The sequence below is a fragment of the Staphylococcus sp. EG-SA-15 genome (assembly GCF_017151895.1).
Lineage (GTDB): Bacteria > Bacillota > Bacilli > Staphylococcales > Staphylococcaceae > Staphylococcus > Staphylococcus aureus.
This window is the reverse complement of record NZ_JACVZN010000002.1, coordinates 117,910-142,248: the sequence shown is the minus strand read 5'-3', so window position 1 is coordinate 142,248 and position 24,339 is coordinate 117,910. Positions and strand designations below refer to the sequence as shown.

The following is a 24,339-nucleotide window of genomic DNA, read 5'->3' as shown; positions in this document are numbered from 1 at the left end:
AAGTCATGATTTCCTTACATATCATACCACAGTTATTGAGAATGAATATCAATTAATTGCTTGTATAATTGATTTTTTATAGTATGTTTAAGTGAAACAGCTTTATTTGAAAGTGATTAAAGTAAATGAAGGTACAGAGGAGTGAGAACAATGTGCACAGGATTCACAATACAAACTTTAAATAATCAAGTACTTCTTGGACGCACGATGGATTATGATTATCCATTAGATGGTTCGCCAGCAGTGACGCCTAGAAATTATCGTTGGAAATCTCGCACTGGCACGACAGGCCAAACGCAATATGGCTTTATTGGCACAGGAACAGATATGGAAGGTTTTATTTATGGTGATGGTGTTAATGAACATGGCGTTGCCATTTCAACACAATATTTCCGAGGTTATAGTTCATATGGATCAACACACAAAGCGGACGCGATGAATATTACGCAAAATGAAATTGTGACATGGATTTTGGGATATACAACAAGCATTGAAGATATGAAACAACAAGCATCCCAAATACATGTTGTAGCTGTATATTTAAATGACATCGGTGAAGTTCCGCCATTGCATTATCATGTTTCCGATGCAACTGGACATACAGTCGAAGTTTCATTTAAAGAGGGTGAAGTGGTTATAAAAGATAATCCTATTGGTGTCTTAACAAATCATCCAGACTTAAATTGGCATTATAGTAATTTAAGACAATATATCAATATTTCTCCTTATCCAGCAACAGCAAATTTATTGGAAGGTGTAACGATTGAACCTTTAGGCAATGAAGCAGGTACATTTGGATTGCCAGGTGGATTTACTTCAACTGAGCGCTTTGTGAGAATGGCATTTATGAAAGCAAACATTGCTCAAAACAATGATAAAGAAATGGATTTAATGAATGCATTTTATTTATTAGATGCGGTAAATATACCGATTGGAATTGTACGTCCGCATGATGCTGACAATCACTATACGATGTATCAGACCGTAATAAATTTAACTACAAGAACGTTATATATTAAGTATTATGGCAGCAATGAATTAGTAGCATTAAAGCTCACAGATGATTTAATTAATAGAAAAGATATGACGATTTTTAAGCCTGAGAAGCATATCATTATTAGAAAGTTGAATGACAATCAATAGCGATTGATAATGGAATTTGGTTGATATGATTTGATGGATGATTACTATCATACATTAGCGTTGAAGCGCGAACATGGACGAATGATTAGTTGTTAGTTTTGAAAATTTATAAAAGGTTAAACGAATGCAGTGAGAGATGTCATTTTAATATCAATGTATGGCTATTTTGTAATGACAATGTAATGAGTTTAGTAAAACATTTCGGGAATATTAAATAGTTGGAAAATGAGAATTAAATCCTTTACTCAGTTGTCTAATTCTTTTAGTATGTGCAGTACAGTTTAATTGAAAACTAACTTTAACTTTAATGGAGGATGTTTTATACATGAAAAAATTAACAGCAGCAGCGATTGCAACGATGGGCTTCGCTACATTTACAATGGCGCATCAAGCAGATGCAGCAGAAACGACAAACACCCAACAAGCACATACACAAATGTCAACACAATCACAAGACGTATCTTATGGTACTTATTATACAATTGATTCTAATGGGGATTATCATCACACACCTGATGGTAACTGGAATCAAGCAATGTTTGATAATAAAGAATATAGCTATACATTCGTAGATGCTCAAGGACATACGCATTATTTTTATAACTGTTATCCAAAAAATGCAAATGCCAATGGAAGCGGCCAAACATATGTGAATCCAGCAACAGCAGGAGATAACAATGACTACACAGCGAGTCAAAGCCAACAGCATATTAATCAATATGGCTATCAATCAAATGTAGGTCCAGACGCGAGCTATTATTCACATAGTAACAACAACCAAGCGTATAACAGCCATGATGGTAATGGAAAGGTCAATTCCCCTAATGGCACGTCTAATCAAAATGGCGGATCAGCAAGTAAAGCGACAGCTAGTGGTCATGCGAAAGACGCAAGCTGGTTAACAAGTCGTAAACAACTACAACCATATGGACAATATCACGGTGGTGGTGCGCATTACGGTGTCGACTATGCAATGCCTGAAAATTCACCAGTTTACTCATTAACTGATGGTACAGTAGTACAAGCAGGTTGGAGTAACTATGGTGGTGGTAATCAAGTAACGATTAAAGAAGCGAACAGTAATAACTACCAATGGTATATGCATAATAATCGTTTAACTGTTTCAGCTGGTGATAAAGTCAAAGCTGGTGACCAAATTGCATATTCAGGTAGTACGGGTAATTCAACAGCACCTCACGTACACTTCCAACGTATGTCTGGTGGCATCGGTAATCAATATGCAGTAGACCCAACGTCATACTTGCAAAGTAGATAATACAGTAAATCCCAAGTTACGATATCATACGCAACTTGGGATTTTTTCGTTTTAATAATAGGTATAAGCCCATTGCTTGTCCTCTAAGACATGTTGATAAAAAGGATCTTGGCCAATTAACTTGATATCATCTGCAAGTGCTTCAACTTCATCTAAATGATGGGTAGTTAATATAATTAAACATTTAGATTTCATGATGTTAAGTAGTTGGTGGATGTCATGTCTAGATTTTAAATCAATACCAACTGTCGGTTCATCTAAAATGAGAATTCGAGGTTGACCTAGTAAACCTACTAATATATTAATTTTACGTTTATTCCCACCGGACAATGTAGATACTTTGGCAGACGTATCATCAAAATTTAATTGCTGTAAATATTCGTTGATAGTTGTATCGTTAATTGGATTTTTACAAAGTGATTTAAAAAATTTAATGTTTTCAGCCACTGTCATGTGTTCAAATAACGCAATGTCTTGTGGCACATAACCGATGTGATTTTGTATTTGTCTTTGATTCCATTTTTCGTCGAAATAGTTGATAGTTCCATCATTAGCTTTTTCAATACCAGCAATCATACGAAGTAATGTTGATTTTCCAGCGCCATTATCGCCAAGTAATACGGTTAAACGATTACTATCAAAGGACATGGTTAAATGATTGAAAATCTGTTTGTTACGGTAACGCTTTGAAAGGTTATTAATTTCTATCATCAGTTACGCTCCTTTACATGAAAATAATCAAGTATACGATACCCATAGCAAGTGCATATATAAATGTCATGAATAATCGATGACTTATTGTTTGAATATGGAATAAGATAAAGACGATACCTATCTCATAAATCAATATAAGTAACAGTGATTTTAAGTAAAATATTAAGCTGAGTGGTTGAGACAAATATAGACTAACTGCCAATAGTACCAACAATAACAAGATCGTATGTGTCATTACATAAGTACTATATAGTTTGAAACGGCTTAAATGATATTGTGATAATCGTTGCAATGCTGCTTGTTGGTTTAAACGATAATGAAGTACTACTTGAACAGCGCTAACAAATAAAATCACCGCAAAGATTAAGCTAATTGAAATAGAGTGTTGTGCTTGTTTAGTAAGCGACACAAATTTGATTTTAGATTCAGGTGTATGTTTATGATAGGACTTGTTGATAGCATCGATGGATTGATGCTGTTTCATATCCTCAAAGTGTTCATAAATAATGTTAGGAATTTGCTGTTCATATAATGAACTACTAACAATTTCTACAGCAATACCACCTATAAAGTCATCTCTACCATATAACTGTATCGTTTCTTTTAAACGGTTCTCTTTTAATTTTTGAGAGAAACCTTTAGGAATTTGCATACTTAAAATAGCTTCCTTTTTAGTAACATCATCTTCAATATAGCTTTCATCTTCATCGACTTTTTTAATAGTTACATAGTCAGATTGTTTAATTTTATTGACGAATGATTTTGATGCAGTGGTTTGGTCTAAATCTTGAATGGTAATCGGTATTTTGAAGTTGTCATGTGCTACACGGTAACCGATACCAATAAGTACGAGTGCGATGACAATGGTTGTTACGAGCAAGATGTATTGTAACCATTGCTTGAACACAACAAGTTGTATATAAGGCTTCATTGACGATACCTCCAAACCAATACAGCTAAATTAATTATCAAAAGTGCGATGAAGCTAAGATAGAAACTAGGGTGTAGTTCTAAAATGTAGTTGTTTAAAATAATTTCTAACAATTGATTTGTTACAACTGCGAACGGTTGAATATTGAAAACGCCATTTGCTATATGTTGTAAAAAAATCGTAGGTATTGTTAAACCAGATAACACCAGGATGACAATAGCTAATATGACTTTACTAATACTATTCAACAAGCCTGTTGTTAAAAGTTCGATGAGTAATAACCACAGTATTAAAAAGGTAACATAATAGCTTAAATGAATGGCTAACGTTGGCCAATTATATAATTCAAAGGTATTCGGAATACTGAACACAATCCAAACTACACCAACGATACTCCATAACATAGTATAAAACCATGTAATCAACGCACGAATGATTAATAAACGCTCTTTAGAAAAATGAAACATTTTCAATCGCGCTTTCAATACAGTATCTTGATTCATTTTCAAAACTGTAAATAAAGATAGTGCAAAGATGAAAACCGTTGCTAAAAATCCTGTAATTGCATAATAACTGCCCGTATCGTATAAATGAATCGGTTCTAAGTTAAATGCACCTGAACGGTTTAATCCTGTAATCAGCAAATCAGTCATAACATTGATACTGTCAGAATGTGATGCTTTCGGTGCTAAGTCTTGAAAAGCTAAGATGCCACCCATTGATCGCATAAGACGTTGGTAAACAGAATCTGTTAGCTGAGATAGCACGACACTTTTCATGGATTGTTGATCATATGTATATACTGAAATTGGTAGTTCGCCTTGTTTATAAAATGCCTTGGTCATACCTTTATCAAAAACAAAATAGCCTTGAAGTTTATGTTTTTTTAACAAAGTATGTGCTTGCTTATCATCATATGCCTTAATGCTCACGTTTTTTCCTAGGTTACTCCCTTTACCAATAGAGTTTAAGATTAATTTCGTTTCACTTGATTGATCTTTATCTACGACACCTATATTAAAATGATTGTCATCTTCTGTTACATGTTGGATCGTCGTTAATGTAATAACGAGTGCCGCTAATATAAATAGTAAATAGATAATCAAATACCACTTTTTCAATAAAAAAGAGTGGTAGATGCGAAACAAATGTATTGTTTTCATTTAACCACTCCTCCAATGATAAGATTGAAAGGCAAGATGACCTTCCAATCTTATTTTTATATTTTAGTTATTTAGATGCCTTTTTTAAAATTGATTCAAACATTTTGCCGCCATTTTTTTCGATTTCTTTTTCAAGTTTTTCACGGTCTTTTGAAGATAGACTATTGAAATCTTTCGCACCACTATCATCAAAATCAATATCTGCTTTCAATTTTGTGCTAGATTTTAAAATGAAATTAATTGGTTCTTCAGCATATTTGATGCCGATATTTAACGTAGATTTCTGAGTGTTATTTTTTACGTCAGAATCTATATTATTTTCAAAAGTGAATTCATTTTCGTCGCTATATTTATCTAATGCGACAGTAATTTTACCTTTATCTTGACGTTTTGTGCCATCTACTTTTTCTTGGTTATCTAATTTGATTTTTGATTCATCATATTCTGTCTTTTTACCAAATTCGTATTTATCACTGTATTTATTGTCTTTTTCCTTAGAAGATACGCCTTTAATTGTATATTTCGCTTCAGCATACGTGTATTTATCTTGATCGAAATCAAGTGCGTAATCTAGTTTTAACTTATCGTCTTCTAAAGTATTAGTACCTTTGATTTTAGTTTTATTATTTTCTTTGTCTGTAATAGTAATTTCTCGTTTTACAATCGTATGTTTTTCGGTATAAATTTTAGATTGAATTTTAGCAAATTCATCCTTTTTAGTTTCTTTGACATCGTCAATTGCTTTTTTGATGTCTTTTTCAAAGTCTTTTGTAGCACCTTGTTCTTCCATTAATTTTTTAAGGTCTTTATCCTTTTTAGCTTCTTCTAATACAGCTAATGTAATTTTTTTAGTGTCAGCTCTGCTAAGTGTTAACGTGACAGGTCTAACTTTGTACTTTTCACCATTAACCTTAATTTCTTCTTTTTTACCTTTATCAAAATTATCGTCATCTAATTTGTCGACAATAAGTTCGGAATATTTTTCGGCAATTTTGCTGTAGTCACTTTGTTGTGCTTGAGCATTACTAAAAAGAGTATTTAAATTTAGTTGTTGGTTTGTAATACCATTTTCTTTTGCTGTTTCTTCATCTTCACCTGTAAGTTTTGAATAAGTTGATAATAAATCAGAATTATTAACACTATATTTCCCTTTAAATAATGGTGATTCGAAATAATGCTTATCTTTATCTGCAGCTAACTGGAATTTCCCTAATTCAGAGTCTGCTATTGTTGGTTCAAGATTAATCATTGATTTCTCTTTTTTAGGATCATGTCCATATGACATTTTAATTTTCGAAGCATTAACAACAGATTTAGGAATACCAAGCCCCTTAACAATTTCATCTGATGCATCTGCGCTTAATTCTAATGAAGATAAAAATGAATTATCTTTCATCTTTTCTTGGAACTTCACTTCGTTTTCAAAACGGTCATTAAAATAATCTTTATACATTTTTGCAGTTTGTTGTTCGCTTTTTAAGTATGTATTTTTCGGTGTGTTTGCAAAAAATGCATAAACTCCCCATGCGATTCCACCTATTAATAATAAGACAATAATAATAGGAATTATAATTTTTAACTTTTTAGACATTTTGCTTCCTCCCAATTATTTATGAGTTAATCATATCAGAACAATACATTTTATTAAATGGTTTATTTTAAATTTTGTTTAAATTAATAGAATTTTAGTTATAATAATGTTTAATAAGTTATTGAAAATCTAATAAACTACAAAAAATAGTTTGATTACATAATGATTCTTGAAAATGTCGGTTAACTTAAAGGTGACAAGTTATTGCAATTTTGAAGGTAAACATCATATTTAATAATCGAATAACATACAAAATAAAGCGACCAATTTTGCAGTGTTACGAATTGTAAACTGCGAACTGGTCGCTTTTTATTGATGTCATGATTAATTTAATGGATGTAATTATATGATGAAACTTCTGAAGCAGAGATGGTTCTTGATGAAACGATATATTCACCAATCCAGTTCATTTCTGAAATTAGAATACTTCCATCAATATTAACTTTTTCAACGTAGGCTACATGACCAAATGGACCATTTACTGTTTGTAAAATTGATCCTCGTGTTGGGTGTCTATCTACTTTGAAGCCATTGCTTGAAGCTTGGCCTGCCCAGTTTTTAGCATCTCCCCAAAATGTACTAATCGTGTGTCCATCTTTGGCACGTTTATCAAAGACATACCATGTACATTGTCCAGCAGTATATAAGTTGTTCTTACTTGTGATAAGAGGCTGATCAATGATTTTACCGTTACCTAATGCTAAAGGTTTACCGTCAGCAGTCTTTGCTTTGTCATTAAATTCGGCGATTTGTAATTCGTCATACAATTCGTCTAAATCGATGCCTGTAATAAGCCCTTTGTTATCTTTTGAAAAAGCGTTATTTAATTCATCGTCATTGTCTTCGACATTCGGTATTGCTGGTGTCAAAGGATTGCTTGGTGACGTTTGAGGCGGTGTGTGTGAATCAATTGCGTCATTAATGTGCGTATACTGACCACTTAATGAAGAATGGTACTGATTGTTGTTAAAATCACGTTGATTTGCGTGTTGATGATTGTCGTTTGTACGTGACTGGTTTTGATGATTGTTGTTTGGCGTGTTGTTTTTGTCATATGTATAAGTATACGCGCCGGTGTCTTTATTCACTTTGAACTGTGCGTTTGGGTGTGCTCTCTTTGCTTCTTCTAATGTTTTGCTATCATTCGTATATGCTTGAGCCGAGTTAGGCGACATACTAAATAAAGTAAGAGTTGTCATCGTCAGTAAAATTGTTTTCTTCATAATAACCATTTAATCCTTTATGTATTTAATTTAATTTTAGTATACACATTTATATTACAAAAATGAATGGTTAATTAAAAATATATGGGTATATTCAATATATTTATTTAAAAAAAGCTAAAAATACTTAAAAAACTATATACATATACTAATAATTTATATATTATTTGAGTAAGGAACACTTTTTCAAAAAAATAGTGTCCCTAAAAAGTTTTGATAAACTTAAAATATTCAGGAGGTTTCTAGTTATGGCAATGATTAAGATGAGTCCAGAGGAAATCAGAGCAAAATCGCAATCTTACGGGCAAGGTTCAGACCAAATCCGTCAAATTTTATCTGATTTAACACGTGCACAAGGTGAAATTGCAGCGAACTGGGAAGGTCAAGCTTTCAGCCGTTTCGAAGAGCAATTCCAACAACTTAGTCCTAAAGTAGAAAAATTTGCACAATTATTAGAAGAAATTAAACAACAATTGAATAGCACTGCTGATGCCGTTCAAGAACAAGACCAACAACTTTCTAATAATTTCGGTTTGCAATAAGCATTCTGAAATTGGCAAAGTCACATTTTCTAATGTGGCTTTGCTTATCATTTTTTAAGAAAACAACTGAAAGGAAATAAGCATGAAAAAGAAAAATTGGATTTATGCATTAATTGTCACTTTAATTATTATAATTGCCATAGTTAGTATGATATTTTTTGTTCAAACAAAATATGGAGATCAATCAGAAAAAGGATCCCAAAGTGTAAGTAATAAAAATAATAAAATACATATCGCAATTGTTAACGAGGATCAACCAACGACATATAATGGTAAAAAAGTTGAGCTGGGTCAAGCATTTATTAAAAGGTTAGCAAATGAGAAAAACTATAAATTTGAAACAGTAACAAGAAACGTTGCTGAGTCTGGTTTGAAAAATGGTGGATACCAAGTCATGATTGTTATCCCAGAAAACTTTTCAAAATTGGCAATGCAATTAGACGCTAAAACACCATCGAAAATATCGCTACAGTATAAAACAGCTGTAGGACAAAAAGAAGAAGTAGCTAAAAACACAGAAAAAGTTGTAAGTAATGTACTTAACGACTTTAACAAAAACTTAGTCGAAATTTATTTAACAAGCATCATTGATAATTTACATAATGCACAAAAAAATGTTGGCGCTATTATGACGCGTGAACATGGTGTGAATAGTAAATTCTCGAATTACTTATTAAATCCAATTAACGACTTCCCGGAATTATTTACAGATACGCTTGTAAATTCAATTTCTGCAAACAAAGACATTACAAAATGGTTCCAAACATACAATAAATCATTATTGAGTGCGAATTCAGATACGTTCAGGGTGAACACAGATTATAATGTTTCGACTTTAATTGAAAAACAAAATTCATTATTTGACGAGCACAATACAGCGATGGATAAAATGTTACAAGATTATAAATCGCAAAAAGATAGTGTGGAACTTGATAACTATATCAATGCATTAAAACAGATGGACAGCCAAATTGATCAACAATCAAGTATGCAAGATACAGGTAAAGAAGAATATAAACAAACTGTTAAAGAAAACTTAGATAAATTAAGAGAAATCATTCAATCACAAGAGTCACCATTTTCAAAAGGTATGATTGAAGACTACCGTAAGCAATTAACAGAATCACTGCAAGATGAGCTTGCAAATAACAAAGACTTACAAGATGCGCTAAATAGCATTAAAATGAACAATGCTCAATTCGCTGAAAACTTAGAAAAACAACTTCATGATGATATTGTCAAAGAACCTGATACAGATACAACATTTATCTATAACATGTCTAAACAAGACTTTATAGCTGCAGGTTTAAATGAGGATGAAGCTAATAAATACGAAGCAATTGTCAAAGAAGCAAAACGTTATAAAAACGAATATAATTTGAAAAAACCGTTAGCAGAACACATTAATTTAACAGATTACGATAACCAAGTTGCGCAAGACACAAGTAGTTTGATTAATGATGGTGTCAAAGTGCAACGTACTGAAACGATTAAAAGTAATGATATTAATCAATTAACTGTTGCAACAGATCCTCATTTTAACTTTGAAGGCGACATTAAAATTAATGGTAAAAAATATGACATTAAGGATCAAAGTGTTCAACTCGATACATCTAACAAGGAATATAAAGTTGAAGTCAATGGCGTTGCTAAATTGAAAAAGGATGCTGAGAAAGATTTCTTAAAAGATAAAACAATGCATTTACAATTGTTATTTGGACAAGCAAATCGTCAAGATGAACCAAATGATAAGAAAGCAACGAGTGTTGTGGATGTAACATTGAATCATAACCTTGATGGTCGCTTATCGAAAGATGCATTAAGCCAGCAATTGAGTGCATTATCTAGGTTTGATGCACATTATAAAATGTACACAGATACAAAAGGCAGAGAAGATAAACCATTCGATAACAAACGTTTAATTGATATGATGGTTGACCAAGTTATCAATGACATGGAAAGTTTCAAAGACGATAAAGTAGCTGTGTTACATCAAATTGATTCAATGGAAGAAAACTCAGACAAACTGATTGATGACATTTTAAATAACAAAAAGAATACAACAAAAAATAAAGAAGATATTTCTAAGCTGATTGATCAGTTAGAAAACGTTAAAAAGACTTTTGCTGAAGAACCACAAGAACCAAAAATTGACAAAGGCAAAAATGATGAATTCAACACAATGTCTTCTAACTTAGATAAAGAAATTAGCAGAATTTCTGAAAAGAGCACGCAATTGCTATCTGATACACAAGAATCAAAAACAATTGCAGATTCAGTTAGTGGACAATTAAATCAATTAGATAATAATGTGAATAAACTACATGCGACAGGTCGAGCATTAGGCGTAAGAGCGAATGATTTGAACCGTCAAATGGCTAAAAACGATAAAGATAATGAGTTATTCGCTAAAGAGTTTAAAAAAGTATTACAAAATTCTAAAGATGGCGACAGACAAAACCAAGCATTAAAAGCATTTATGAGTAATCCGGTTCAAAAGAAAAACTTAGAAAATGTTTTAGCTAATAATGGTAATACAGAGGTGATTTCACCGACATTATTCGTATTATTGATGTATTTACTATCAATGATTACAGCATATATTTTCTATAGTTATGAACGTGCCAAAGGTCAAATGAATTTCATTAAAGATGATTATAGTAGTAAAAACCATCTTTGGAATAATGTCATTACGTCAGGTGTTATTGGTACAACTGGTTTGGTAGAGGGATTAATTGTCGGTTTAATTGCAATGAATAAGTTCCATGTATTAGCTGGCTATAGAGCGAAATTCATCTTAATGGTGATTTTAACTATGATGGTCTTTGTACTTATTAATACGTATTTACTAAGACAGGTAAAATCTATCGGTATGTTCTTAATGATTGCTGCATTGGGTCTATACTTTGTAGCTATGAATAATTTGAAAGCGGCTGGACAAGGTGTGACTAATAAAATTTCACCATTGTCTTATATCGATAACATGTTCTTCAATTATTTAAATGCAGAGCATCCTATAGGCTTGGCACTAGTAATATTAACAGTACTTGTGATTATTGGTTTTGTACTGAACATGTTTATAAAACACTTTAAGAAAGAGAGATTAATCTAATGTTGATGAATAGCGTGATTGCTTTAACTTTTTTAACAGCATCTAGCAATAATGGCGGACTTAATATTGATGTGCAACAAGAAGAGGAAAAGCGAATCAATAATGATTTAAATCAATATGATACAACGCTATTTAATAAAGATAGTAAAGAAGTCAACGACGCGATTGCTAAGCAGAAAAAAGAACGACAACAACAAATAAAAAATGATATGTTTCAAAATCAAGCGAGTCACTCGACTCGCTTGAATGAAACTAAAAAAGTGTTATTTTCCAAATCTAACTTAGAAAAGACTTCGGAGAGTGATAAAAGCCCCTATATTCAAAACAAGCAGGAGAAAAAAATATTCCCGTACATTTTGATGTCTGTAGGGGCTTTTTTGACTTTAGGATTTGTCATTTTTTCAATTCATAAAGGGAGACGAACGAAAAATGAATCAGCACGTAAAAGTAACATTTGATTTTACTAATTATAATTACGGCACATATGACTTAGCAGTACCAGCATATTTACCGATAAAAAATTTAATAGCTTTAGTATTGGATAGTTTGGACATTTCAATATTTGATGTCAATACACAAATTAAAGTGATGACGAAAGGTCAATTACTTGTTGAAAATGATCGACTCATTGATTATCAAATCGCTGATGGAGATATTTTGAAGTTACTATAGGAGGAAAAATAGATGGTTAAAAATCATAACCCTAAAAATGAAATGCAAGATATGTTAACGCCTTTAGATGCTGAAGAAGCAGCTAAAACAAAATTACGCTTAGATATGAGAGAGATTCCTAAGTCTTCAATTAAACCAGAACATTTTCATTTAATGTACTTATTAGAACAACATTCTCCATATTTTATAGATGCTGAATTAACTGAACTACGTGACAGTTTCCAAATACATTATGACATTAATGACAATCATACACCTTTTGATAATATTAAATCATTTACTAAAAATGAAAAATTACGATACTTACTCAATATCAAAAATTTAGAAGAAGTAAATCGTACACGTTACACATTTGTTTTGGCACCAGATGAGTTATTTTTCACAAGAGATGGATTACCAATTGCTAAAACAAGAGGTTTACAAAATGTTGTTGATCCATTACCGGTGTCAGAAGCTGAATTTTTAACAAGATATAAAGCACTGGTTATCTGTGCATTCAATGAGAAACAATCATTTGATGCTTTAGTTGAAGGAAACTTAGAACTACATAAAGGAACGCCATTTGAAACTAAAGTTATTGAAGCGGCAACGTTAGATTTACTAACGGCATTTTTAGATGAACAGTATCAGAAACAAGAACAAGATTATAGTCAAAATTATGCATATGTACGCAAAGTAGGGCATACCGTTTTCAAATGGGTTGCTATCGGTATGACAACGTTAAGTGTTTTATTAATTGCATTCTTAGCCTTTTTATATTTTTCAGTAATGAAGCATAATGAGCGCATTGAAAAAGGATACCAAGCATTTGTAAAGGATGATTATACGCAAGTACTAAATACGTATGATGATTTAGATGGTAAAAAATTAGATAAAGAGGCACTTTACATTTATGCCAAAAGTTATATCCAAACAAATAAACAAGGTTTAGAAAAAGATAAGAAAGAAAATTTACTTAATAACGTGACACCAAATTCAAACAAAGACTACTTATTATATTGGATGGAATTAGGACAAGGACATCTTGATGAAGCGATTAATATTGCCACTTATTTAGATGATAACGATATTACAAAGTTAGCGTTGATTAATAAATTAAATGAGATTAAAAATAACGGAGATTTATCGAATGATAAACGTTCTGAAGAAACGAAAAAGTATAACGATAAATTGCAAGATATTTTAGACAAAGAAAAACAAGTTAAAGATGAAAAAGCGAAATCTGAAGAAGAGAAAGCAAAAGCAAAAGATGAGAAATTAAAGCAACAAGAAGAGAACGAAAAGAAACAAAAAGAACAAGCACAAAAAGATAAAGAAAAACGTCAAGAGGCTGAAAGAAAAAAATAGTATAGGACTGAGGCAAAGACAATGCATAAATTGATTATAAAATATAACAAACAATTGAAGATGCTCAATTTGCGAGATGGTAAGACATATACTATTAGCGAAGACGAGCGTGCAGATATTACGTTGAAATCGTTAGGCGAAGTCATTCATTTAGAACAAAATAATCAAGGTACTTGGCAAGCGAATCATACTTCTATTAATAAGGTGCTTGTTAGAAAAGGTGACCTTGATGACATTACATTACAGCTTTATACAGAAGCTGATTATGCATCATTTGCTTATCCTTCAATTCAAGATACGATGACAATTGGGCCAAATGCGTATGATGATATGGTTATTCAAAGCTTGATGAATGCCATCATTATTAAAGATTTTCAATCAATACAAGAATCACAATACGTACGCATTGTGCACGATAAAAATACAGATGTGTATATTAACTATGAACTACAAGAGCAACTAACGAACAAAGCTTACATTGGTGATCATATTTATGTTGAAGGGATATGGCTCGAAGTACAAGCTGATGGTTTAAATGTATTGAGTCAGAATACAGTGGCATCGTCATTAATTCGCTTAACACAAGAGATGCCACATGCACAGGCAGATGATTACAATACGTACCATCGTTCGCCAAGGATTATTCACCGTGAACCGACCGATGATATTAAGATTGAAAGACCACCACAGCCAATACAGAAGAACAATACAGTGATATGGCGTTCCATTATACCGCCATTAGTAATGATTGCTTTAACTGTTGTCATCTTTTTAGTGAGACCAATTGGTATTTATATTTTAATGATGATTGGTATGAGTACAGTAACGATAGTATTTGGTATTACAACGTATTTCTCTGAAAAGAAAAAGTATAACAAAGATGTTGAAAAACGAGAGAAAGATTACAAAGCTTATTTGGATAATAAATCTAAAGAAATTAATAAAGCGATTAAAGCACAACGTTTTAGTTTGAATTACCATTATCCAACGGTTGCTGAAATTAAAGATATCGTTGAAACGAAAGCACCAAGAATATATGAAAAAACATCGCATCATCACGATTTCTTACATTATAAGTTAGGTATTGCGAATGTAGAAAAGTCATTCAAATTAGATTACCAAGAAGAAGAATTTAACCAACGTCGTGATGAACTATTCGACGATGCTAAAGAATTGTATGAATTTTACACAGATGTAGAACAAGCACCATTAATCAATGATTTAAATCATGGACCAATTGCATATATTGGTGCACGACATCTCATTTTAGAAGAATTGGAGAAAATGCTAATCCAATTGTCAACATTCCATAGTTATCATGATTTAGAGTTTCTATTTGTGACACGTGAAGATGAAGTTGAAACATTGAAATGGGCACGTTGGTTGCCACATATGACATTGAGAGGGCAAAACATTAGAGGATTTGTTTACAATCAACGAACACGTGACCAAATTTTAACGTCAATCTATAGCATGATCAAAGAACGTATCCAAGCTGTGCGTGAACGCAGCAGAAGTAATGAGCAAATTATTTTCACACCGCAATTAGTGTTTGTCATTACAGATATGTCATTAATTATTGATCACGTCATTTTAGAATATGTAAACCAAGATTTATCAGAATATGGTATTTCATTAATCTTTGTTGAAGATGTGATTGAAAGTTTGCCAGAGCATGTAGATACCATTATTGATATCAAGTCTCGTACTGAAGGCGAACTGATTACAAAAGAAAAAGAATTAGTTCAATTGAAATTTACACCGGAAAATATTGATAACGTCGATAAAGAATATATCGCGCGACGTTTGGCGAATTTGATACACGTCGAACATTTGAAAAATGCAATTCCTGATAGTATTACATTTTTAGAGATGTATAACGTGAAAGAAGTAGATCAGCTTGATGTAGTTAATCGATGGAGACAAAACGAAACATACAAAACGATGGCAGTACCTTTAGGCGTAAGAGGTAAAGATGATATTTTATCATTGAACTTACATGAAAAAGCACACGGGCCACATGGTTTAGTTGCTGGTACCACTGGTTCAGGGAAATCTGAGATTATCCAATCATACATTTTATCTTTAGCTATTAATTTTCACCCTCATGAAGTTGCATTCCTATTGATTGACTATAAAGGTGGGGGTATGGCGAACTTATTTAAAGATTTAGTCCATCTAGTTGGTACGATTACAAACTTAGATGGCGATGAAGCGATGCGTGCCTTAACATCAATCAAAGCCGAATTGAGAAAACGTCAACGTTTATTCGGAGAGCATGATGTTAACCATATTAATCAATACCATAAGTTATTTAAAGAAGGTGTTGCGACAGAACCAATGCCACATTTATTCATTATTTCCGATGAGTTTGCCGAATTAAAATCAGAACAACCTGATTTTATGAAAGAACTTGTATCAACGGCACGTATTGGACGTTCGTTAGGTATTCATTTAATACTTGCGACACAAAAACCATCGGGTGTTGTTGATGACCAAATTTGGTCTAACTCTAAATTTAAGTTGGCATTAAAAGTACAAGATAGACAAGACAGTAATGAAATTTTAAAAACACCAGATGCAGCAGACATTACATTACCAGGTCGTGCGTATTTACAAGTTGGTAATAATGAAATTTATGAATTGTTCCAATCTGCATGGAGTGGAGCAACATATGACATCGAAGGCGATAAATTAGAAGTTGAAGATAAGACGATTTACATGATTAATGACTATGGTCAACTGCAAGCGATCAACAAAGACTTGAGTGGACTTGAAGATGAAGAAACGAAAGAAAACCAAACTGAGTTAGAAGCGGTTATCGATCATATCGAATCTATTACAACACGATTAGAAATTGAAGAAGTTAAGCGTCCATGGTTACCACCATTACCAGAAAATGTATATCAAGAAGATTTAGTAGAAACAGATTTTAGAAAATTATGGTCAGATGATGCAAAAGAAGTGGAATTAACATTAGGACTTAAAGACGTACCAGAAGAACAATATCAAGGGCCGATGGTATTGCAATTGAAAAAAGCTGGTCACATCGCGTTAATCGGAAGTCCAGGATATGGTAGAACAACGTTCTTACACAACATTATTTTCGATGTTGCAAGACACCATCGTCCTGATCAAGCACACATGTACTTGTTCGATTTCGGAACTAATGGTTTGATGCCAGTCACAGACATACCACATGTCGCTGATTACTTTACAGTAGATCAAGAAGACAAGATTGCGAAGGCGATACGTATATTTAATGATGAAATTGATCGTCGTAAGAAGATTTTAAGTCAGTATCGTGTCACTAGTATTTCTGAATATCGAAAATTAACTGGTGAAACAATTCCGCATGTCTTTATTCTTATTGATAACTTTGACGCAGTAAAAGATTCACCTTTCCAAGAAGTTTTTGAAAATATGATGATTAAAATGACACGTGAAGGGCTAGCATTAGACATGCAAGTAACCTTAACTGCCTCAAGAGCTAACGCTATGAAAACACCAATGTACATTAATATGAAAACGCGTATCGCCATGTTTTTATATGATAAATCAGAGGTGTCGAACGTAGTAGGACAGCAAAAATTTGCGGTTAAAGATGTAGTGGGTCGAGCATTGTTAAGTAGCGATGACAACGTATCATTCCATATTGGCCAACCATTTAAACATGATGAGACCAAATCATATAATGATCAAATTAATGATGAAGTATCGGCGATGACAGAATTTTATAAAGGTGAAACACCAAGTGATATTCCTATGATGCCAGATGAAATTAAATATGAAGATTACAGAGAATCATTAAGCTTACCGGATATAGTTGCAAATGGTGCTTTACCAATTGGATTAGATTATGAAGGTGTTACACTACAAAAAATTAAATTAACTGAACCAGCAATGATTTCATCAGAAAATCCGAGAGAAATTGCGCATATTGCTGAAATTATGATGAAAGAAATTGACATATTAAATGAAAAATATGCGATTTGTATCGCAGACTCAAGTGGAGAGTTTAAAGCTTATAGGCATCAAGTGGCTAACTTTGCCGAAGAAAGAGAAGACATTAAAGCGATTCATCAACTAATGATTGAAGACTTAAAACAAAGAGAAGTGGACGGCCCATTTGAAAAAGATTCACTTTATATTATCAATGATTTTAAAACATTTATTGATTGCACGTATATTCCGGAAGATGATGTTAAAAAACTTATTACAAAAGGACCAGAACTTGGCTTGAACATTTTATTTGTCGGCATTCATAAAGAATTAATAGATGCTTATGATAAACAGATTGATGTTGCACGTAAAATGATTAACCAATTTAGTATAGGTATTCGTATTTCAGACCAACAATTCTTTAAATTTAGATTTATTCAACGAGAACCTGTTATTAAAGAAAATGAAGCATATATGGTCGCAAACCAAGCTTATCAAAAGATTAGATGGTTTAAATAGCAATGAATTAAATAGGAGGGAGGTATGTTATGAATTTTAATGATATTGAAACAATGGTTAAGTCGAAATTTAAAGATATTAAAAAGCATGCTGAAGAGATTGCGCATGAAATTGAAGTTCGTTCTGGATATTTAAGAAAAGCTGAACAATATAAGCGATTAGAATTTAATTTGAGTTTTGCACTAGATGATATTGAAAGCACAGCAAAGGACGTACAAACTGCAAAATCTAGTGCTAATAAGGACAGTGTAACTGTTAAGGGAAAGGCGCCCAATACGTTATATATTGAAAAAAGAAATTTGATGAAACAAAAGCTTGAAATGTTGGGTGAAGATATCGATAAAAATAAAGAATCCCTCCAAAAAGCTAAGGAAATTGCTGGCGAAAAGGCAAGTGAATATTTTAATAAAGCAATGAATTAATATTGAGGTGAAGATATGGGTGGATATAAAGGTATTAAAGCAGATGGTGGCAAGGTTGATCAAGCGAAACAATTAGCGGCAAAAACAGCTAAAGATATTGAAGTATGTCAAAAGCAAACGCAACAGCTCGCTGAGTATATCGAAGGTAGTGATTGGGAAGGACAGTTCGCCAATAAGGTGAAAGATGTGTTACTCATTATGGCAAAGTTTCAAGAAGAATTAGTACAACCGATGGCTGACCATCAAAAAGCAATTGATAACTTAAGTCAAAATCTAGCGAAATACGATACATTATCAATTAAGCAAGGGCTTGATAGGGTGAACCCATGATGAAAGATGTTAAGCGAATAGATTATTTTTCTTACGAAGAATTAACAATTTTAGGTGGTAGTAAATTGCCTCTCGTAAATTTTGAATTGTTTGATCCATCAAATTTTGAAGAAGCTAAAGCTGCTTTAATTGAAAAGGAATTAGTAACAGAGAATGACAAGTTAACTGATGCAGGTTTTAAAGTGGCGACATTAGTAAGAGAGTATATTAGCGCCATTGTAAATATTCGAATTAATGATATGTATTTTGCACCATTTAGCTATGAAATAGATGAATATATTTTGTTAAGCCGGTTTAAAAATAATGGATTTCAAATACGAATTATAAGTAAAGACATTGCATGGTGGTCGATTGTACAATCATATCCTTTATTAATGAGACAAGAAAAGTCCAATGATTGGGACTTTAAACAAATTGACGATGAAACATTGGAGAACTTAAATAATGAAAGTATCGATACGATTGAGCGTGTGTTAGAAATTGAAATCTACAATCATCAAGGTGACCCTCAACAAAGTTTATATAACATTTATGAACAAAATGATTTGCTACTCATTCGATACCCATTAAAAGATAAAGTACTGAATGTTCATATTGGTGTCATTAATACATTTATACGAGAATTATTTGGATTCAATACTGATGAAAATCATATTAATAAGACAGAGGAGTAATGACGTTGAGTGGGAAAATTAGTGTTAAAGCTGAAACGATTGCACATGTTGTAAAAGAATTAGAAAGCATTAGTCAAAAGTATGATGAAATAGCTCAAAACTTTGGAAAAATAGCGCAATTAAATTATTACAGTAGTGAAAAAGCTGCACATTCTATGGAAAATGGCTATAGTAGTGCTGCAACAGTCATTAGTGGTCTCAAAGGTCCACTGAGCACACTCGGTGGTGGCGTCATGAATTCAGCACAAAAGTTCTTTGAAGCAGATGAACATTGGGGTACGGAATTTGCCAAGCTTTACTATAATATTGAGGGATAGGTGCATGACATGACAAAAGATATTGAATATCTAACAGCTGATTATGACAATGAAAAGTCATCTATCCAAAGTGTAATAGATGCAATAGAGGGGCAAGACTTCTTAGATGTAGATACAACAATGGATGATGCGGTAAGCGATGTCAGTTCTTTAGACGAAGATGGCGCAATATCATTAACAAGTAGTGTAGTAGGTCCACAAGGATCTAAATTAATGGGTTATTATCAAAATGAGCTATATGATTATGCATCTCAATTAGATTCGAAAATGAAAGAAATTATTGACACGCCATTTATAGAAGATATAGATAAAGCATTCAAAGGTATAACGAATGTTAAATTGGAAAATATATTAATAAAAAATGGCGGTGGTCATGGTAGAGATACCTATGGGGCTTCTGGGAAAATTGCAAAGGGAGATGCCAAGAAAAGTGACAGCGATGTTTATAGCATCGATGAAATATTAAAATCGGATCAAGAATTTGTAAAAGTAATTGATCAGCATTACAAAGAAATGAAAAAAGAAGATAAGAAATTATCTAAGAGTGATTTTGAAAAAATGATGACTCAGGGCGCTTCTTGTGATTACATGACAGTAGCTGAAGCGGAAGAGCTAGAGGAGCAAAAGAAAAAAGAAGAAGCTATAGAGATTGCAGCACTAGCTGGTATGGTAGTTTTATCTTGTATTAATCCTGTTGCTGGAGCAGTAGCTATTGGTGCTTATTCCGCCTATTCAGCAGCAAATGCAGCCACAGGAAAAAATATTGTAACTGGAAGAAAGCTATCTAAAGAAGAACGAATCATGGAAGGACTTTCGCTTATTCCATTGCCAGGTATGGGCTTCCTCAAAGGTGCTGGGAAAAGTTTAATGAAATTAGGCTTCAAAGGCGGAGAAAAATTTGCAGTTAAAACAGGATTGCAAAAGACAATGCAACAAGCAGTTAGTCGTATTTCACCTAAAATGGGAATGATGAAAAACAGTGTGTTGAATCAATCTCGTAACTTTGCTCAAAATACTCATGTTGGACAAATGCTGAGTAACATGCGTGGTCAAGCAACTCATACTGTTCAACAAAGTAGAAATTGGATTGGACAACAAGCACAAAACGTCAAGCGAATAGTGAATAATGGACTTGATAAAGAAATAGCACATCCATTTAAACAACAACTTGCACCAGCGGGAATGGGTGGTATAAAATTTGCTGAAACAACTACTTTGAGAAACATGGGTCAAAAAATGAAACGTGCTGTTACACCACAAAATCACGTGACACATGGTCCGAAAGATAGTATGGTGAGAAGTGAAGGTAAACATAGTGTAAGTAGCCATGAAATAAATTCATCAAAATATGTTGAATCACCAAACTACACCAAGGTTGAATTCGGAGAACACTATGCAAGACTTAGACCTAAGAAACTAAAAGCAAATATAGAATATACAACACCAACTGGTCACATATATCGGACCGATCATAAAGGGCGCATAAAAGAAGTTTATGTAGACAATCTTTCTCTAAAAGATGGCGGTCGTAATAACCATGCACAAAGAACTGTGGGGGGAGAGGATAGATTACCAGACGATGATGGAGGTCACTTAATCGCTAGAATGTTTGGTGGGTCAAAAGACATAGATAACCTTGTAGCACAAAGTAAATATATCAACCGTTCATTTAAGGAAAATGGTGATTGGTACAAGTTGGAAAAACTATGGGAAAAGGCAATCAAGTCTGGAAAACCAATAGAAAATATTAAAATAGAAGTTAAATATAAAGGTAATAGTCAAAGGCCAACTATATTTAAGGTTGGATATGAGATTAATAATGAACGAAAAGTTAAAACAATAGAAAATATATAGAGGTGTTAGTATGACATTTGAAGAGAAGCTTAGCAAAATATACAATGAAATTGCGAATGAGATTAGCAGTATGATACCGGTAGAGTGGGAAAAAGTATATACAATGGCTTATATAGATGATGGAGGAGGTGAAGTATTCTTTAATTATACTAAACCAGGTAGCGATGAATTGAATTATTACACGAATATATCTAAAGATTATAATGTTTCAGAGGAAATATTTGATGATTTATGGATGAATCTGTATTACTTGTTTAAGAATTTAAGGAATTTATTTAAAGAAGAAGGTCTTGAGCCATGGACATCATGTGAATTTGATTTTACAAGAGAGGGTAAATTGAAAGTATCATTTGATTATATAGATTGGATAAATACAGAGTTTGATCAATTGGGCCGTGAAAATTATTATATGTACAAAAAATTTGGGGTTATACCAGAAATGGAATATGAAATGGAGGAGGTTAAACAAATCGAGCAATATATTAAAGAGCAAGAAGAATAGACAATCTTCATGAGAGACTAAACAATAAAGCTTTGTTTAGTCTTTTTAGCGTTTAAGTAAAAAGCAATAGATACCGTAAAGTTGATGCTCATCAAATAATAATATAAAGATAATTTTAGGTTTTTAAACTTTTAATCGAAAAGAATCTAAGTTTATAGCTTTAAATACGTAATATGCTATTTAAAAAATAATGTATAGGAGATAGATATGACTACTAAGGAAAATATAGACATTCTTCGAAAGCCAGGTGCACAAGCCTTAAGTTTAATATCATTGTTTTTGATACTTTTTTCATGTCTAACTTTCTTTTTTGGTTTAGATTATGAAAGGTTTCCAAACTATTTAAAGATAACGACAATTATAGAATTAATAATTATTGTAATTAGTTTACTTCAATGGATTAGGTTTATAGATTTCGAAAAAGAAAGTGCACAGAAATATAAAAAAATATATGCTCGATTTTTAGTTATTATAAATGTGTTAACTACGATCACTGTAGTATTTGCACTGTGTAACCTTTATTATTTTGCAGCTGTACAAAACCATTATGATTTATTCAATTATTGGTTAATGGGTACGATTTCAATCATAATTAGCTATTTATTATTAGTAATTGGCGGAATGTTTACGTTGTTAAAATTACCTAAAGTAACAAAACGCTGGGGTGGTAAAACTAAAACACATTTCGGTTTATTATTAACTGCGTTGAGCTCATTTATATATATTGAAAAAATTATCGAATATATATTGATTCCTAATGTCGTAGAATCCAAGTTTATAATTATTGTGAGCATGTTGGTTATCGCTGGAGCACAATTTGTGGCATTTCAATTTATTATGCAATACAGTAGATTCTATATTTTTGAATTAAATACAGAAGATGATGACTAAATGATTTTGTAAATTCTGTGAAGTATACTTATATAAGAAAATCAACTTCAACGTATATCACCATATTATTTTATACTCAATGATGTGAATGGATTTAAGTGGATTGATATTAAAGTAAAAGTTATGGAATATTGAGGTGCGAATATGGAGTTCTTATTATTAATTGTCGTAGCCGGACTGTATTATATTATATATTTAACTGCTGTGATGTATTCTGAAAAAATAGTAGTATTGCCTATAATCATCTATGCCATTGTGTTTGTAATAATTGGTATCACTTATATCTTTATAGGCGACAGCTATGATCAATTAACAAATTTCAATGTGATTTTGTATATGGGGAGTTTGTTTTATGCATGGATGGCTTTTAGAAATCTTTGGAACAGACCATTATTATTAAAATATAAGAATATTACAGATAGTTCAAGTGGAATAGTTAATAAATCTGAATACAATTCAGTTGAAAGCTTACGTATAAATATTGAAATAGCTAAGTATAAAGGGATTATTTCTTTGATAGTAGCTATAGTACTAACGGTATTAATGACATTAAAGTCAACACCTCAAATTACTGCGGAAACACGTGACTTAAGTATCTCATTTTTCATACTCAGCTTATTTATCATTGTTATATTTGCTGTTTGGGATTTAATTATTAGAGTTAGAAAAGGAGCGTTTGCTTTTGTTGTAATAAGGCCAATATTATTCAGTTGTTGGTTATTTATTCTGAATATGATTTTATCGAGATTATTATAATGATATTACATATAGGTATGCGTGAATTTTATTTATGAAATGGTAAAAAAGTATATACTATTAATATCTTTTTTACTATAATTATAAATAGTTAAATAAATTGAAAGACAAAATAATGAGTAGGAGTTAATGAGATGGAAAACCAAAATCAAGGCAATGGCTTAAAAATTGCAACATGGGTATTTATTGTATTAACAATAGTTACACCGTTATTTGGTATTGGAAGTATTGTTTGTAGTATTAATTACAAAAAATACGATGCTGAAAAAGGTTCGAAGTTATTGCAAATTGCAATTATCGTAACAATAATTGCTTTTGTTTTAAATTTATTAGCATATTTAGGTTTAAGATAAGTAAAACGAATTTGAAGAAGCATTAAGCGACATTTGGGTGTTGTTTAATGCTTTTTATTTAACGG

The 24,339-nt window shown here is 32.2% G+C and carries 22 protein-coding genes; 17 read left to right on the top strand and 5 right to left on the bottom strand.

Features of this window, described 5'->3' with window-relative positions:
• Positions 1-150 precede the first annotated feature (150 nt).
• Positions 151-1,143, top strand: a complete 993-nt coding sequence (locus IDG64_RS02715) for a choloylglycine hydrolase family protein (protein WP_000337363.1) — start codon at positions 151-153, stop codon at positions 1,141-1,143.
• 325 nt (positions 1,144-1,468) lie between these two features.
• Positions 1,469-2,419 carry a glycine-glycine endopeptidase LytM gene (lytM, locus tag IDG64_RS02710; protein WP_000736795.1) on the top strand — a complete coding sequence of 317 codons (951 nt, stop codon included), beginning with the start codon at positions 1,469-1,471 and terminating at the stop codon, positions 2,417-2,419.
• Positions 2,420-2,470: 51 nt separating this feature from the next.
• Here the strand turns inward: lytM and IDG64_RS02705 are convergent, their stop codons facing one another.
• From IDG64_RS02705 to IDG64_RS02685, 5 genes are all read right to left on the bottom strand, one after another.
• Positions 2,471-3,130: an ABC transporter ATP-binding protein gene (locus IDG64_RS02705; RefSeq protein ID WP_000570065.1), complete on the bottom strand. Its 660-nt coding sequence runs from the start codon at positions 3,128-3,130 to the stop codon at positions 2,471-2,473.
• 13 nt (positions 3,131-3,143) lie between these two features.
• On the bottom strand, positions 3,144-4,064 hold the full coding sequence (locus IDG64_RS02700) for an ABC transporter permease (protein ID WP_000806109.1): 921 nt from the start codon (positions 4,062-4,064) through the stop codon (positions 3,144-3,146).
• Positions 4,061-5,227 (bottom strand): ABC transporter permease, encoded by a 1,167-nt coding sequence (locus tag IDG64_RS02695; protein WP_000848779.1) that lies wholly within the window; start codon positions 5,225-5,227, stop codon positions 4,061-4,063. The genes IDG64_RS02700 and IDG64_RS02695 overlap by 4 nt, the downstream gene beginning before the upstream one ends.
• A 67-nt stretch (positions 5,228-5,294) precedes the next feature.
• Positions 5,295-6,818: a DUF6583 family protein gene (locus IDG64_RS02690; protein WP_000038537.1), complete on the bottom strand. Its 1,524-nt coding sequence runs from the start codon at positions 6,816-6,818 to the stop codon at positions 5,295-5,297.
• A gap of 329 nt (positions 6,819-7,147) precedes the next feature.
• A complete protein-coding gene (locus IDG64_RS02685; RefSeq protein ID WP_000751215.1) occupies positions 7,148-8,041 on the bottom strand; it encodes a CHAP domain-containing protein in 894 nt (297 codons plus the stop codon).
• A 248-nt stretch (positions 8,042-8,289) separates the two neighbouring features.
• On the opposite strand from IDG64_RS02685, the gene esxA reads away from it, so the two are divergent.
• The 15 genes from esxA to IDG64_RS02610 all read left to right on the top strand — a co-directional run bounded on the left by esxA (position 8,290) and on the right by IDG64_RS02610 (position 24,274).
• Positions 8,290-8,583 carry a WXG100 family type VII secretion effector EsxA gene (esxA, locus tag IDG64_RS02680; RefSeq protein ID WP_001240826.1) on the top strand — a complete coding sequence of 98 codons (294 nt, stop codon included), beginning with the start codon at positions 8,290-8,292 and terminating at the stop codon, positions 8,581-8,583.
• Between the two features lie 82 nt (positions 8,584-8,665).
• Positions 8,666-11,695, top strand: coding sequence for a type VII secretion protein EsaA (gene esaA, locus IDG64_RS02675; RefSeq protein ID WP_000728953.1), 3,030 nt, complete (start codon positions 8,666-8,668; stop codon positions 11,693-11,695).
• Positions 11,695-12,153, top strand: a complete 459-nt coding sequence (essA, locus tag IDG64_RS02670; protein WP_000928938.1) for a type VII secretion protein EssA — start codon at positions 11,695-11,697, stop codon at positions 12,151-12,153. Before esaA ends, essA begins: the two co-directional genes overlap by 1 nt.
• Positions 12,125-12,367, top strand: coding sequence for a type VII secretion protein EsaB (gene esaB, locus IDG64_RS02665; RefSeq protein ID WP_001071606.1), 243 nt, complete (start codon positions 12,125-12,127; stop codon positions 12,365-12,367). The genes essA and esaB overlap by 29 nt, the downstream gene beginning before the upstream one ends.
• Positions 12,368-12,379: 12 nt before the next feature.
• Positions 12,380-13,714, top strand: a complete 1,335-nt coding sequence (gene essB, locus IDG64_RS02660) for a type VII secretion protein EssB (protein ID WP_000240338.1) — start codon at positions 12,380-12,382, stop codon at positions 13,712-13,714.
• Positions 13,715-13,735: 21 nt separating this feature from the next.
• Positions 13,736-18,175 carry a type VII secretion protein EssC gene (gene essC, locus IDG64_RS02655; protein ID WP_000549285.1) on the top strand — a complete coding sequence of 1,480 codons (4,440 nt, stop codon included), beginning with the start codon at positions 13,736-13,738 and terminating at the stop codon, positions 18,173-18,175.
• 29 nt (positions 18,176-18,204) lie between these two features.
• Entirely contained in the window at positions 18,205-18,597 is a 393-nt protein-coding gene (esaC, locus tag IDG64_RS02650) for a type VII secretion substrate EsaC (protein ID WP_001010289.1), read from the top strand.
• A 15-nt stretch (positions 18,598-18,612) separates the two neighbouring features.
• Positions 18,613-18,927 (top strand): WXG100 family type VII secretion effector EsxB, encoded by a 315-nt coding sequence (esxB, locus tag IDG64_RS02645; protein WP_000509670.1) that lies wholly within the window; start codon positions 18,613-18,615, stop codon positions 18,925-18,927.
• Complete coding sequence (locus tag IDG64_RS02640) at positions 18,927-19,601, top strand: DUF5081 family protein (protein WP_000655873.1); 675 nt, start codon at positions 18,927-18,929, stop codon at positions 19,599-19,601. Before esxB ends, IDG64_RS02640 begins: the two co-directional genes overlap by 1 nt.
• On the top strand, positions 19,601-19,918 hold the full coding sequence (gene esxD, locus IDG64_RS02635; protein WP_000175722.1) for a type VII secretion system extracellular protein EsxD: 318 nt from the start codon (positions 19,601-19,603) through the stop codon (positions 19,916-19,918). Before IDG64_RS02640 ends, esxD begins: the two co-directional genes overlap by 1 nt.
• Before the next feature lie 9 nt (positions 19,919-19,927).
• Positions 19,928-21,772, top strand: a complete 1,845-nt coding sequence (locus tag IDG64_RS02630) for a DNA/RNA non-specific endonuclease (RefSeq protein ID WP_000159024.1) — start codon at positions 19,928-19,930, stop codon at positions 21,770-21,772.
• A 10-nt stretch (positions 21,773-21,782) separates the two neighbouring features.
• Positions 21,783-22,274, top strand: coding sequence for a TIGR01741 family protein (locus tag IDG64_RS02625; protein ID WP_000142053.1), 492 nt, complete (start codon positions 21,783-21,785; stop codon positions 22,272-22,274).
• Between the two features lie 207 nt (positions 22,275-22,481).
• Complete coding sequence (locus IDG64_RS02620; RefSeq protein ID WP_000208400.1) at positions 22,482-23,165, top strand: DUF5079 family protein; 684 nt, start codon at positions 22,482-22,484, stop codon at positions 23,163-23,165.
• Between the two features lie 144 nt (positions 23,166-23,309).
• A complete protein-coding gene (locus IDG64_RS02615; RefSeq protein ID WP_000394913.1) occupies positions 23,310-23,921 on the top strand; it encodes a DUF5080 family protein in 612 nt (203 codons plus the stop codon).
• Positions 23,922-24,055: 134 nt separating this feature from the next.
• A complete protein-coding gene (locus IDG64_RS02610; protein ID WP_000431355.1) occupies positions 24,056-24,274 on the top strand; it encodes a hypothetical protein in 219 nt (72 codons plus the stop codon).
• The last annotated feature ends 65 nt before the right edge of the window (positions 24,275-24,339 follow it).